This is a genomic window from Nitratireductor basaltis, assembly GCF_000733725.1.
Taxonomy (GTDB): domain Bacteria; phylum Pseudomonadota; class Alphaproteobacteria; order Rhizobiales; family Rhizobiaceae; genus Chelativorans; species Chelativorans basaltis.
In genome coordinates, this window is sequence record NZ_JMQM01000001.1 from 2,216,614 (window position 1) to 2,230,307 (window position 13,694).

General features: G+C 60.3%; 14 protein-coding genes. 7 read left to right on the forward strand and 7 right to left on the reverse strand.

Going from position 1 to position 13,694, the window contains the following annotated elements; all coding sequences use genetic code 11:
- Positions 1-5: 5 nt before the first annotated feature.
- The 6 genes from EL18_RS10735 to EL18_RS10760 all read right to left on the reverse strand — a co-directional run bounded on the left by EL18_RS10735 (position 6) and on the right by EL18_RS10760 (position 5,548).
- Positions 6-938: a hydroxyacid dehydrogenase gene (locus EL18_RS10735; RefSeq protein ID WP_036482767.1), complete on the reverse strand. Its 933-nt coding sequence runs from the start codon at positions 936-938 to the stop codon at positions 6-8.
- Between the two features lie 21 nt (positions 939-959).
- On the reverse strand, positions 960-1,433 hold the full coding sequence (locus EL18_RS18065; protein ID WP_036482768.1) for a tripartite tricarboxylate transporter TctB family protein: 474 nt from the start codon (positions 1,431-1,433) through the stop codon (positions 960-962).
- Entirely contained in the window at positions 1,423-2,949 is a 1,527-nt protein-coding gene (locus EL18_RS10745) for a tripartite tricarboxylate transporter permease (RefSeq protein WP_244444552.1), read from the reverse strand. The genes EL18_RS18065 and EL18_RS10745 overlap by 11 nt, the downstream gene beginning before the upstream one ends.
- Before the next feature lie 63 nt (positions 2,950-3,012).
- Entirely contained in the window at positions 3,013-3,960 is a 948-nt protein-coding gene (locus tag EL18_RS10750) for a tripartite tricarboxylate transporter substrate binding protein (RefSeq protein ID WP_036482771.1), read from the reverse strand.
- A gap of 100 nt (positions 3,961-4,060) precedes the next feature.
- Positions 4,061-5,242, reverse strand: a complete 1,182-nt coding sequence (locus EL18_RS10755; RefSeq protein ID WP_036482774.1) for a UxaA family hydrolase — start codon at positions 5,240-5,242, stop codon at positions 4,061-4,063.
- 18 nt (positions 5,243-5,260) lie between these two features.
- Entirely contained in the window at positions 5,261-5,548 is a 288-nt protein-coding gene (locus EL18_RS10760; protein WP_036482776.1) for a UxaA family hydrolase, read from the reverse strand.
- A gap of 149 nt (positions 5,549-5,697) precedes the next feature.
- On the opposite strand from EL18_RS10760, the gene EL18_RS10765 reads away from it, so the two are divergent.
- Positions 5,698-6,405 (forward strand): GntR family transcriptional regulator, encoded by a 708-nt coding sequence (locus EL18_RS10765; protein WP_036482779.1) that lies wholly within the window; start codon positions 5,698-5,700, stop codon positions 6,403-6,405.
- 3 nt (positions 6,406-6,408) lie between these two features.
- On the opposite strand, the gene EL18_RS10770 is transcribed toward EL18_RS10765, so the two are convergent.
- Complete coding sequence (locus EL18_RS10770) at positions 6,409-6,873, reverse strand: Lrp/AsnC family transcriptional regulator (protein WP_036482782.1); 465 nt, start codon at positions 6,871-6,873, stop codon at positions 6,409-6,411.
- Positions 6,874-6,982: 109 nt separating this feature from the next.
- Between EL18_RS10770 and EL18_RS10775 the strand changes: the two genes are divergently transcribed.
- The 6 genes from EL18_RS10775 to EL18_RS10800 all read left to right on the forward strand — a co-directional run bounded on the left by EL18_RS10775 (position 6,983) and on the right by EL18_RS10800 (position 13,627).
- Complete coding sequence (locus EL18_RS10775) at positions 6,983-8,446, forward strand: aminotransferase class V-fold PLP-dependent enzyme (RefSeq protein ID WP_036482784.1); 1,464 nt, start codon at positions 6,983-6,985, stop codon at positions 8,444-8,446.
- A 28-nt stretch (positions 8,447-8,474) separates the two neighbouring features.
- Positions 8,475-9,830 carry an MFS transporter gene (locus tag EL18_RS10780; protein WP_036482787.1) on the forward strand — a complete coding sequence of 452 codons (1,356 nt, stop codon included), beginning with the start codon at positions 8,475-8,477 and terminating at the stop codon, positions 9,828-9,830.
- A gap of 80 nt (positions 9,831-9,910) precedes the next feature.
- On the forward strand, positions 9,911-11,410 hold the full coding sequence (locus tag EL18_RS10785) for an NAD(P)-binding domain-containing protein (RefSeq protein ID WP_051914036.1): 1,500 nt from the start codon (positions 9,911-9,913) through the stop codon (positions 11,408-11,410).
- 1 nt (position 11,411) lies between these two features.
- Positions 11,412-11,918, forward strand: a complete 507-nt coding sequence (locus EL18_RS10790) for a CMD domain-containing protein (RefSeq protein ID WP_051914038.1) — start codon at positions 11,412-11,414, stop codon at positions 11,916-11,918.
- On the forward strand, positions 11,915-12,496 hold the full coding sequence (locus EL18_RS10795; RefSeq protein WP_036482789.1) for a peroxidase-related enzyme: 582 nt from the start codon (positions 11,915-11,917) through the stop codon (positions 12,494-12,496). Before EL18_RS10790 ends, EL18_RS10795 begins: the two co-directional genes overlap by 4 nt.
- A gap of 24 nt (positions 12,497-12,520) precedes the next feature.
- Complete coding sequence (locus tag EL18_RS10800) at positions 12,521-13,627, forward strand: NAD/NADP octopine/nopaline dehydrogenase family protein (RefSeq protein WP_036482792.1); 1,107 nt, start codon at positions 12,521-12,523, stop codon at positions 13,625-13,627.
- Positions 13,628-13,694 lie beyond the last annotated feature (67 nt).

Here is a 13,694-nt window from a genome sequence, read left to right on the forward strand (position 1 = left end):
GGTGCTCACTGCGAGCCTCCCAGATGTTCCAAGACTTTTTTCGCAGTAAGCGCACTTACACGCACATTGGATTCGGCGGTAACGCCAGCGATGTGGGGTGTTAGAACCAGATTCTCCAAACCAGCGAATTTTTGGCCGGAAGTTGCGGAAAGTGGCTCTTCCTCGAAAACATCGAGTGCTGCGCCTGCCAATTGGCCGTTGCGCAACGCGTCGGCCAAAGCCTGTTCATCAACCACACCGCCGCGGGCGGCATTGATAAGGACGGCGTCGTTCTTCATGCCAGCCAGAGCCTTGGCATCGATCATGTGGCGCGTCTTGGGGGTAAGTGGCGTGTGAAGGCTGATGACGTCCGCCTCGCCGAGCAATTGCGGCAGATCGCGCTTCTGCGCGAGCTTCCATGCTGCATCACCTTCATCGAGGAACGGGTCGAAGGCGATGACCTTCATGCCGAGCGCATCGGCCCTGCGCGCGACTTCGCGCGCGATGGCGCCGAAGCCGACCAGCCCGATCACCTTGCCGGAAATCTCGCGACCGATCAGCCGCGAACGCGGCCATTTGCCGTCGATGACGTGCGAAGTCGACAGATAAGCCTCGCGCATCAAGATGAAGGCGGTGGTGATGACATATTCGGCAACCGCCAGATCGTTGGCACCGGTGGCCGGGTAGACCGCGACATCGCGGCCTTCGCACGCTTCGAGGTCGATATTGTCGAGACCGACGCCAAGTCGCCCCACGCATTCCAGCTTCTGTGCCGCGCCCAGCAGATCGCCGCGCACCTGCGTGCGGTTGCGCACGATCAGCGCGCGCGCATCCTGCAGCTTCTCCGCCAGCTCCTGCGGACGGTCGACAAGGTCGGGGTCATAGAGGGTTTCATATCGAGCACGCAGTGTCTCGACGGCGTCTTCGTCCATGAATTCGGAAATGACGATCTCAGGCATGCAATATCCGTGACTGTTCGATCAAAAGAAAATGCCGCGCGGCATGGGGATATGAAGAAGCTTGCTCATCAGCAGGTAGAACGAAACCACCATGCCAAGGACAGCGCCGAGATAGAGGGCGAGGCGCTGCGGCGGGATGCGCTCGAAAAGGCCGGTAAACATCAGGATCACGCAGGCAGTCAGGCTGGTGACAAACATGCCGACCAGCGGAAAGAGCAGAGCCCAACCGATCATCACCGCAAGAAGTGTCAGGCGGCGGCCCAGGCCCTCCGCCTGCTCGCTCGCGCTGGAGGTGGTCTCCACCGCCTCCCCGCGATAGCCGCGCAACGCGGCAACCACATAGATGGCAGAGAGTATCGCGAGGGCTGCGCCCACGGTGCGCGGGAACATGGCAGCCATTCGCGACATCTCGAAGCTCATGGCAAAGACACCGGCGCCGATAAAGAAGAAGAACAGTGAACCTATCACTCCACCGATGTCACGATCAGATGTCATTCGTAGCCTCCTTCCCCTTGGCCTTTCGCTGACGCAATTGCCTCCAAAGGGGCAGGCCCAGCGTGATGATGATGAGAGCGAAGATTGCCCAGCTGATGGGGCGGTCGAACAGAAGCTGACCACCGAAATTGCCGCGTGCACCGCCGATCATGTAGGCGCGCATGAAGCCCTGTTCGGCAATCTGACCCAGAACCAGCCCGAGCACGATAGGCGAGGGTCCGAAACCGGCGAGACTCAGGAGCCAGCCAAGGGCACCCATCGACACCATGACGAGCACATCGTGTGGGTTGGAGTGGATGGCGAAGCTGCCGACAACCGTCATGAAGGCGATAAGCGGGACGAGCAGCGCCTTGGGCGTGTTCACGATGAACCGGTAAGCATAGCGTCCGATGAGCAGGCCCACCGGCAGCATCATGACTGTCGCAATCAGCAGGCCCAGCATGAAGATATAGACGATGCCGCTTTGCTGGGTGAAAAGCTCCGGTCCCGTGCGGATGCCCTGCACCAAAAGCGCGCCGAGGATGACCGCATCAGGTGGAGTGCCCGGGATACCCAGCACCAGTGTCGGGATGAAGCCGCCGCCAACAGTGGCATTGTTTGCACTTTCAGTCGCCAGCAGGCCACCCGGTTCGCCCGTGCCGAAGCGTTCCGGATGTCGGCTGGCGCGGCGGGCTTCCGAATAGGATACAAGCGAGGCGATCGAGCCGCCGGCACCCGGCAGGATGCCGACCACCGTGCCGATGACCGAGGAGCGGAAGAGGTTGAAGGCGTTGGTCGCGCAGTGGCCGAGCGCTTCGAAGAAGCGGAAGCCCCGGCCCAAGGGTGCTGGCTCAAGATGGCGATCGGGGCGGGCAACCATGTCGATCAGGACGGGAATGCAATAGAGCCCGATCAGCGCGGAGACGATGTCGATGCCGCCCAAAAGCCCGGATATGCCGAAGGTCATGCGCACATCGCCGCCGACCACAGCCACGCCGATCATGGACAGGATGAGGCCGAATGCACCACCGATCAGGCCTTTGAGAACATTGCCGGTGGAGAGGCTTGCAATGAGGGTGAGCCCCAGAATGGCGAGCCAGAAATATTCGCTGGACTGGAAGGCGAGCGCGATATTGGCCAGTAGCGGCGACAATGTCATCAGCGCGATCGCGCCAATCACGCCGCCAATCACGCTGGCCAGGGTGGCAAGCGTCATGGCGAGGTCACCATCGCCGCGCTTGGCCATCGGAAAACCGTCGAAGGTTGTTGCGATCGCGGACGGTGTGCCGGGTGTATTCACCAGAATGGCCGCATAGGCACCACCGTAGATGGCGCCGGTATAGATCGCTCCGAGCATGATGAGGCCGGATGCCGGGTCCATTGCGAAGGTGAATGGCACCAGCACGGCAATGGCCATGGTGGCGGACAGGCCCGGCAGTGCGCCGATAACCGTTCCAAGCACCACGCCCAGAAGCGCGAGCAACAGGTTGAAAGGGCTGATCGCCTGGGCAAGAACCGATCCGATATCGAATGCCAATGGAAGCTCCCTCGAGATGAGTGGAAGCTGGCGGCGAAAACGGGTTCCGCCGCCAGGAGTGTTTTACTGCAGCGAACCCAGTTTGCGGGCCGTGTCTTCATAGACCTTCTGGCGCTCGGCCATGAAGGCATCCATCTCGTTGTAAGGCACGTTCAGCATCGCAAATCCTGCATCTTCCATCTCCTTGATGAATTCAGGATCCGCATTGATCTTGCCGATGATGTCGGACAGCTGCTGGCGGACTTCCTCGGGTGTGGACTTCGGCACCGCGATGCCGCGATAGGCACCGCCGACCATATCGATCCCCAGCTCCTTGAAGGTCGGCACGTCGGGGAAGAGCGGGTGACGCTCGTCCTGGGCAACGGCCAGCATGCGCACCTTGTCGCCCTGCCCTGCTGCCACAGTCGTGTAGCCCCACAGCAGTTCTACCTCGCCGCCGAGCAGGCCGGGGATGGTCGCGCCCGTGCCGGTATAGGGGATGTAGGTCATTTCAGCACCGGTGAGATCGGCAAAGCGCTGATGCGCGATATGGTTTGCCGTGTTGGTCGCCACGCCACCGACGGTGAGTGCGCCTGGATTTTCCTTGGACGCGTCGATGACATCCTGAACCGTCTTGAATTCGCTGTCTGCGCGCACGAGCAGGGCGTCAGGCGTGAAATGGAACATGTAGATATTCGTCAGATCCTCGGTCTTGTAACCGGGGTTCTGGAGAAGCGGCTGCAGGATGATATGCGGCAGGTTGGTACCCATGATCGTGTAGCCGTCGCCCGGCTGGTCATTGAGCACCGACCAGGCCTGCGCACCACCGGCACCCGCCTGATACTGGATGATGAGATCTTCGCCCGTGATCTTCTTGAAGTAGGGCTGCTGCAGACGGGCGGAGATATCGCTTTCACCACCTGCATTGAACGGAATGATGTAGTTCACCGGCTTGTCCGGAAATGCCTGAGCGGCCCCGGCTGTCATGGCGAAAGCAGCTGCGGCTGCCAGCAAAGTCAGTTTCTTCAGCATTGTTATCCTCCCAGATTGGCTGAAAAAGTTTGGTCTGCCTCCCGCCCCTCCCGCGGTGACAGACCGGAAGAAGCCCCGCACGAGGCGGGGCTTGCAAGCATCAGGCGCTGCGGTAGAGCTTGGTCATCGAGAATTCGCGATGCCCGAGAGCTTCCGCCGCCGTGTTGCGGCCATTGGCCGTGCGCAGGATCATCTCGATCAGCGCGTCACCGGCTTCGTCGATGGTCTGGTCGCGGCGCAGGATGCCCGACACGTCGACGTCGATATGTTCGCTCATGGTGCGGACGGTGCGCGGATTGGCAGTGATCTTGATGACCGGCACGATGGGGTTGCCGACCACATTGCCCTGACCTGTCGGGAAGGTGTGGATCACGGCACCACCGGCAGCCATCAGCGTCACACATTCGGCGGCAGCCGAAGAGCTGTCCATGAAGTAGAGGCCATTGCCGGATTTCGGCATCTCAGCCGGTTCGAGAATGTCGATATATTTCGATGTGCGGCCGATCTTCTCCAGATTGCCGAGCGCCTTTTCCTCGATCGTGGTCAGACCGCCGAGAATGTTGCCCTTGGTGGGCTGGCTGTCGGAAAGGTCGTCGGTCTGGTGGGCGAAGATGACGTCGTCCTGATAGGCCTTCCACATCTTGTACCAGCGCTCGCCAACCTCCTCGTTGATCGCGCGCTCCTTGCAGATGTGTTCGGCACCGGTGATCTCCGATGTCTCGCCGAAGAAGCCGGTGATGCCTTCGGGCAGGAGCTTGTCATACATGTTGCCGACGGTCGGGCAGGAACCAAGGCCCGTGGTGGTGTCGCTCTCGCCGCATTTGGTGGAGACCCAGAGTTCGGAGATGTTGCACTCCTCACGCTGCATTTCAGTCGCCTTGTGGACGAAGTCCTTGGCGGCCCAGCTTGCCGCGCGGATCGTCTCGAAATCGCCCTTCTGCTCAATGGAGAATTCGGCAACTTCCTTGCCCGTTTCGCGGATGCCATCGGCAATGCGCTTGGTCCAGCCGGGCTCGATGCCGATCACCACGACCGAGTGAACATTCGGGTTGGCGCCGGTGCCGATGATCGTGCGGAAGTGAAGCTCAAGGTCCTCGCCAAACTGCAGGCGACCATAGGCATGGGGGATCGCCAGCGTGCCCTTCACGTTGTTTGCGACCGCCTCGCAGGCTGCGTTGGAAATGTCATCGACGGGCAGGATCACGACGTGATTGCGCACGCCCACGCGGCCGTTCTCGCGCCGATAGCCCTTGAAGGTGAGGTTGGAGTATTTCGAAGCCATTTTTGTTGTCCTCCCGCCTTACCAGCGCTTTGTCTTGAGATTGTGCGTGTGGACATGGCCGCCCTTTTTCACGCCGGCGACGAATTTGCCGATATCCTCGCCATACTTGATCGCCGTGTCGCCCTCGCTCAGGTCAGTCAGCGCGACCTTGTGGCCGATCGGCACATCGTCATGCACTTCCATCTCGAAGCTGGAATTGTCGTGGGTGACCACGCACAGCATCTTGGTGCCGGCCTTCAGGCCTTCGACGACGACAACGCCGACATTGTCCTTCTTTTCGTGAATTAACAGGTGGGGAACCGTCACAAATGATCTCCTCTCGCGATATGCCCGTTTTTTAGACTTATGTCTTATATAAGATATAAGCTAGAAGACACTGGCCTTGTCAAGCCACTTGCGCTAATGAATGTGTCTGGGGCAATCACTGGACAATTCTGGCCCCTCACGAGAGACGAATGGAATACAAGCCGCTCTATACGCAGATCCGCGACCAACTGGTGCGACGCCTGGTCGAGGGGGAATGGTCACCGGGGATGCTTATTCCCAGCGAGATGGAGCTTGCCCGGCAGATGGGGGTAAGCCAGGGAACGGTGCGCAAGGCGCTGGATGTAATGACGGCGGAAAACCTGCTGATCCGCCGGCAGGGCAAGGGCACATTCGTCGCCCAGCCCGAAGATTCGCGGATCCTGTTCCAGTTCTTCCGCCTCGTGCCGGATAATGGCCAGCCCGATTTCCCGCGGAGTGAAGTGCTTTCGCGCACGTCCTCCAGCGCTACCCCGGCGGAAGCTGATGACCTGGAAATTGGTGCGGGCGATTCCGTCTGGCGCATCGAGCGGCTACGCCATCTGGCCGAAGAACGGATCCTTGTGGAAACCATCGTTCTGCCAACCGAGCGGTTTCCGGATTTTCCGGAAGCCGAAGACATGCCGAACAATATCTACCAGCTCTTCTCCGCGCGCTGGCGCATCACCATCGCGCAGGCGGAAGAGCGGATCAAAGCGGTGGCGGCAACCAGCGCAGATGCGGCTTTGCTAGGATGCGCCAAGAATTGGCCACTGCTGCGCATCCACCGCGTGGCGAAGGATCTTGAAAACAAGCCGGTGGAACTTCGCGTCTCGCGCTGCCTGACCGACAACATCCACTACGCGGTCAATCTGCGTTGACCTTCAAATCGGGAGCGGTCTGCGCTCCTCGATCGCTTCCATGGCAAAATAGGATGTGACCGATTCCAGCTCCACCTTCTGGATGAGGCGCTGATAGACGGAGTCGTAGCTCGCCATGTCTTCCGTGACGATTCTCAGCATATAGTCGTAGTCACCGCCGATGCGGTAGAAATCGACCACTTCGGGGATGCTGGAGACGTGCTTGCGGAATGTCTGCAGCCAGCTCGCCGAGTGGTGACGGGTTTTCACCATCACGAAGACGACGAGGCCAAGCCCCAATCGCGCGCGATCAAGCCGCAGCGTGCGGCCCAGGATGACACCCTTTTCCTCAAGTATCCGAAGGCGGCGCCAGCAGGCATTCTGCGACAGCCCTACCCTGTCGGCCAGATCGCGCTGTGACAGCGAAGAGTCCCGCTGCAGGGTACGTATGATCTTAATATCAAATTGATCGAGTTCTTGGCGCTTCATTCGTTCATATGACAACCAAAATTGCAATCATGCAATCGATTTTGTGATTTTGAACGTCTTCAGCTGTGTGACCGTACCATGACAGTATTTCGGAAATGGAAGCTATTTCATGCAGCACGGAGCGCTGAAAAGATTTGCCCAATCGCTTGAAGGCGGAGATCTTCCCGCTCGACTAGCCGCAGGCCTGATCGGCGAAGGCATCCTGATCGATGGTCCCGTGGGCCCGCGCCCATTGATTTATGCGGACTTCGTGGCTTCCGGCCGCGCGCTTTCACAGGTGGAGGATTTCGTCCGCGCCGAGGTGCTGCCCTTCTACGCAAACAGCCATACCGAAGCCTCCTGGTGTGGCCAGTATTCGACGCGCCTCAGGGAAGAAGCACGACAGGTCGTCAGAGACTCCGTGAATGCATGCGACAGTTCCAGCGTCATATTCTGCGGTTCGGGTGCGACGACAGGCGTGAACAAGCTGGTGAAGCTTCTTCAGGTGGAAGAGCGCCTGCGCGCTGGTCAGAAAGTCGTGATTTTCACCGGCCCTTATGAGCACCACTCCAATATTCTGCCCTGGCGGGAAACGGGTGCGGAAATCATCTGCATCGGGGAAGCAAGCACGGGTGGGCCGGACATGAACGCCCTGGCCCGCGCCCTCTCCTCCCATTCGGATGCAGACCTTAAGGTCGGCGCATTCTCCGCGGCATCCAACGTCACCGGTATCATCGTGGACACCGACGCCGTCACGCGCCTCCTCAAGTCGCACGGCGCCTGCGCCGTCTGGGATTATGCGGGCGGTGCGCCTTACCTGCCGATGGACATGAAACCCGGCACGGATCATGCCAAGGACGCAATCGTGTTCTCTCCGCACAAATTTCCCGGCGGTCCGGGTGCTACGGGCGTGCTGGTCCTGCGCGACGCGATCGCACAGACGGACAAGCCCACCGCGCCGGGCGGAGGCTCTGTCACCTTTGTATCCCCATGGGACCACGACTATGCCGCTTGTCTTGCGACACGCGAGGAAGCCGGGACGCCCAATGTGATCGGCGATGTTCGCGCGGCGATGAGCCTGATCGTGAAGCAGGCGCTGGGTCAGGACTATATCGACCAGCGCGACGCCGAATTGCGGGCACGTGCTCTGGCAGCCTTCCGCAAGAATCCGATGATCGAGTTGCTGGGCAATCTTGATGCTCCGGCGCTTCCAATCTTCTCATTCCGCGTCAGGTCGAAGGACGGGAGTTTCGTCCATCACCAGCTTTTCACCCGCATGCTGAGCGACTATTACGGGATACAGGTCCGCGGTGGCTGCGCTTGCGCAGGGCCCTATGCCCACCAGCTTCTGAACATCGACGAGCAGCAATCGCGACAGCTCCATGCGGATATTCGCGCTGGCCGAGAGATGGAGAAGCCCGGCTGGGTAAGGCTGAATTTCAGCTATCTCCTGAGCGACGCGCGTGCCGACGAGATCATTGAAGCGGTGAACGAACTTTCTTTGGAAGCCGAACGCTTTGCCCGGTTTTACGACTTTGACCCGCTGACCGCCCGCTTTACACACAAGGCCCGACCGGAGCGGCTGGCCGGATAAACCAATCAGCGGCCAGAAAGGAGTCTTGATGCTGGCCATATTGCGCAATCGACAGTTCAGACGGCTTTTTTCCGCTCAGCTTCTTTCGCTTGGCGGCATCGGGCTGATGACCGTCGGTCTGGCGCTTCTGGCCTATGACATGAGTGGCGGCGATGCTGGCATCGTCCTGGGTACGCTGCTCGCCATCAAGATGATTGCCTATGTCGGGTTTGCACCGCTGGCGAGCGCGCTTTTCGACCGGATGCCCACGCGTCGACTGCTGGTTGCGCTGGACGCACTGCGCTTCGGGCTTGTACTCTTCCTGCCCTTCGTCACAGCCGTCTGGCAGCTTTACGTCATCATCTTTCTCTTCCAGCTGTGCTCGGCTGCATTCACGCCAGCCTTCCAGAGTGTCATTCCGGACATCCTGCCCGAGGAGAAGGATTACACCTCCGCCCTCTCCCTCTCCCGGCTGGCATACGACATGGAATCGCTTCTGAGCCCGCTGGTGGCCGGACTGCTTCTCGGCTTCGTCGACAACCGGATGCTCTTCATCGGCACAGCCGTCGGCCTGCTCGGCTCCGCCGGTTTCGTGCTTGTCAGCGGCTATCGCGGCAGCCGGGACACCGGTGCCGCCACACCCTTCTTTCAGCGACTGACCCGCGGCTTCAACATCTATGTTCACACGCCGCGCCTCGTCGCCCTTTTTGCGCTTGGACTGGCCGTTTCCTTCGTTGGCGCCTGGGTCATCGTCAATACCGTGTTGGTAGCCCGCGAGATGCTTGGCGGGACGCAGCAAACCTACACGCTGCTTCTTGCGGCCTACGGGTTGGGATCGATGGCAACTGCGATCACAATGCGCAGCCTCATCGACCGTGTAGGCGCGCGCAATGCGATGATCGGCGGGGCCGCGCTCCTGAGCATCGTACCCCACACTCTACTCCTTCAGCCGGGTCTGGCGGGAGCGATTGTCATCTGGTTTGCGCTTGGCTGTGCAACGGCGCTCGTGCTCACGCCCGGCGGACTGCTTTTGAAGCGGTCCTCGCATGACAAGGACCGCCCCGCCCTGTTTGCCGCCCAGTTCTCGATCTCCCATGCGGGCTGGCTGCTTACCTATCCAGTGGCGGGATATCTGGGCGCGTCTCTCGGACTGGAAAATTCCTTCGCGGTGATGGCAGGCGGCGCATTTGCGGCAACGCTTGCCGCCTGGTTCATCTGGCCCCGACCAGACGAGCTTGAGCGCTGGCACACACATGAGTCCTTCGAACATGATCATGCCAATCCGCATGATGCTGAGCATGATCAAACCGAGGAGGGCAGCTTGCCCCGGCGTCATCGTCACAAGCCGGTTCGGCACAAGCACGCCTTCGTCATCGACGAACATCACCCGAACTGGAACATGTGAGGTAAAATATTCCAACTGCCTTGGGGATTGCACTGTTTAGTAACTTTTCTAATCATACCAGCGGATGAAAATAGGCTGAAATGACCAGAACCGATAATACTCACAGTCCGGAAGGCTTGGCGGCGCTGGAAGCGCGGCTGAAGCAGGATCTCGAATATCTATGTCTTCCCGCCACCAACTGGGTGCCGGCGCACCAGCACGAAGGTGAGAAGGTGCATGACGTGGTCGTGGTCGGCGGCGGCATGTGCGGTCTGGTCGCGTGGTTCGCGCTGTGGAGCGGCGGCATCCGAAATCTGCGGATTCTGGACAAGAACCCGGCCGGTCTCGAAGGTCCGTGGCTCAATTATGCGCGCATGGAGACGCTGCGCTCGCCAAAGCAGCTGACCGGCCCTGCCTATGGCCAGGCATCCCTGACTTTCCGCGCCTGGTTCACCGCCCAGTTCGGTCAAGCGGAGTGGGAGAAGCTGGACAAGATCCCGCGCCCGATGTGGATGGAATATCTCGTCTGGTACCGGAAGGCACTGGATGTCCCGATCGAAAACGAGGTTGAAGTCACCTCCATTACGCAGGAAGGGCCCTATCTGCGCCTTCAGCTTGCAGGCAGCGGCGCGCGTGAGCGCTCCATCCTGACGCGCCGCTACGTCATGGCGACGGGCCGCGATGGCACCGGCCATCCCAACATTCCCGGTTTCGTTGACGGCCTGCCGCAGCATCTTTGGGCGCATTCCTCAGACGAAATCGACTTCGCCGGCTTGAAGGACAAGCGCGTCGTCGTGATCGGCGTGGGTGCCTCGGCGGTCGACAATTCCGCGGAGGCACTCGAGGCAGGTGCGAAAGAGGTTCGTCATCTCATTCGACGAAAGGAGATGCCGACCATCAACAAGATGATGGGCATCGGTTCATTCGGTTTCACCTGCGGCTATGCGCAGCTTCCCGATGAATGGCGCTGGCGCTTCATGCAATATTCCTTCGCCACGCAGACACCTTCACCGCGCGGCTCGACGCTTCGCGTCAGCCGCCACGACAACGCCTATTTTCACTTTGGCCAAGGCATTGAGCGCGTCTGGAACGAGGGTGACGAGGTGGTCATCCGCACGACAGCGGGCAAGACCGTCCGTACCGATTTCCTGATCCTTGGAACGGGCTTCACCGTGGACCCGATGGCGCGCGCGGAACTTGGTGAGGCATCAGGAAACGTGCTCTTGTGGCGCGACCGGTACACGCCCCCAGCCAACGAAGAGAACCGCGACCTGGCGAACTTCCCCTATCTTGCAGCGGATTTCACCTTTCAGGAGCGCGAAGCGGGTAAAACCCCGTTCCTCACCCAGATCCACTGCTTCAACTTCGGCGCGGCTGCGAGCCTGGGCAAGGTTTCGGGCGACATACCCGGCATCAGTGAAGGTGCCTCGTGGCTGGCTCGTGCAATCGCCGCCACGCTCTATCGCCAGGACGTGGAGACGCACTGGCAGGGGATGCTCGACTATTCCAAGCCGGAGCTTCAGGGCGACGAATGGAGGGCAAGCGAACTGGAAGATCAAGAACAGGCAGCGCCGATGGTTGCTGCAAGCGGCGGGAATTGAGATGAGCGGAATTTCACTGAACGATGTGGTCATTGCGCAGGCGGGCATCGAGCCCGGCACGCCTGTCCATCACGCGCTGGAAGGGCGTGCGGATGTGATGGAGATGACGCAGGCCACCCATGATGCGGCACTCAAGCCCAATGATCCGGGCGGCCTGTCCCATGCTCTCCGTGCGGCTCTGGCCGCCCGCATCGCGCGCCTGAATGATGATGAAGCGCTGGCCGAGCATTATGACGGGCTGGTCGGGGAAGCCGGTGCCACGGAAGAGATCACCGATATTGCCGATCCGCGTGCGCCTGCACCATCCGACGGATGGCTGGCAGCAGTGGTTGCCTATACCGATCTGGTCGCTGCACGCCCGCGCGACACTCAGGCAGGCGATATCAAGGCCCTGAAGGCGGCTGGCGTAAGCGATGCGGACATCGTGCGCCTTTCAGAGCTGAACGCATTTCTGGCCTATCAGATACGCGTGATTGCCGGACTGAAGCTTATGCGGGGGGCGAAATGAGCGATACCATCCACGAATTCACCACCACGATTCCGCATTGGCAGCCGCGCGTGAAGCCGATCAAGCTTGACGAGGCAACGCCCGAACAGCTGGACGCGCTGAAGGTCACGCCATCCAACACCAAGGTGTCGGACTATGTTCTCGTGCTTGCCAATGATGTCGAGACGCTGAAAGTCCGCACCCCACTCTTCAACGCGATCATGTATAATCGCGGCGGCATGAGCCGGGCAGAGCGCGAAATCGGCGCGACGGCGGCATCGGTGGTCAATCGCTGCGTCTATTGCGCGGCCGTGCATGCCAGCCGCTACAACCAGCTTGCCAAGGATGAAGAGGTGATGAAACGCATTTTCGCCAAGGGCGAAGATGCCGATCTCGACCCACGACAAAGCGCCATACTGCGCTTCGCGACACGTCTGTCCAAGGCACCCAGCGAAGCATCCGAGAGCGACATGCAGGCGCTTCGCGAAGCGGGATTGAACGACGAGGAAATCCTCGACCTGATCCTCTCGGCTTCACTTTTCGGCTGGGCGAACAGGTTGATGCACACACTGGGCGACCCGGTCGCCAAACAGGACTGAAACGAATTCGGGGGCGAACAGAGCGTGACGCAGGAAAGCAAGACAGTAGGTATCGCAGGCGCCGGAGCCATCGCATTCGGTGCGGCATGCCTTCTGGAAACGAATGGCCACAAGCCGGTATTGTGGTCGCCATCCGGTGAGCGCACCAAGGCTCTGGCCGAAGGGCAGCCACTCGTCGCCAGCGGCGCATTGGAAGGCGAATTCCGCCCGGCCGTCGCGCAGTCCGCAGAAGACCTGGCAGCGCGCAGCGATGTGATCATGGTTGCTCTTCCCGCCTACGGACACCGCATGGTGTTTGATGCGCTTGCCCCTCATCTTCGCGAGGGTCAGACGGTCATCATCTCCTCGCATGCCTCCTTCGGGGCGCTCTATCTTTCGAAACTTCTGGCGCAGCGCGGCGTGTCTCTTCCCATCATTGCCTGGGGCACCACGGTCACTACGGGTCGTCAGCCCTCGCCGACGCAGGCCAGCGTCAACACGGTGCGCAAGAAGGTCGATATGAGCGCCGTTCCGCTGAGCGCCGTTGAGGAAGGCCACGCCCTTTGCACCCGGCTTTTCGGCGATCGCTTCGTCATCCGCGACGGGCTGCTTGCAATTGCGCTCTCCAACCTCAACCCACAGAACCATCTGGGCATTGCGCTTGGCAACATGACCCGCATGGAGCATGGCGAAACCTGGAACCAGGGCCTGAACACCACGCCCAATGTGGGACGCCTGCTTGAAGCGCTGGATCGCGAGCGGATCGAGATCGCCGACAGCCTCGGCCTCGCCGTTCGCAACATCCACCAGCATTTCAGCCTTTCCTTCCATGTGCCGGAAGGCCCGGTCTCCGACCAGAACATGCAGATGTACAAGGACGGGCGCATCGGCAACGGACCAACCACGGCCGACTCCCGCTATGTCACTGAAGACGCGCCCTACGGGCTTTGGGCGACAGTCAAACTTGGCGAACTGACGGGGAAGGAAGCGCGGCTTCACCGTGCCGGCGTGGACATTCTGTCAGCCATGTATGGTCGTGATTTCGCCGGCGAGAACGATCTCCTCAAGGAACTTGATTTCAATGATCTCAGCCTTGAGGACCTGCAGATGCTTTGTGAACGCGGCTTTGTTCGCGCAGCTGCAGCAGTCTGAACAAAGGTGCCCGCAAGAGCGCTGAGTAGAAAAACAAACCGAACCTGAACCAGAGAGAAGGAACGAG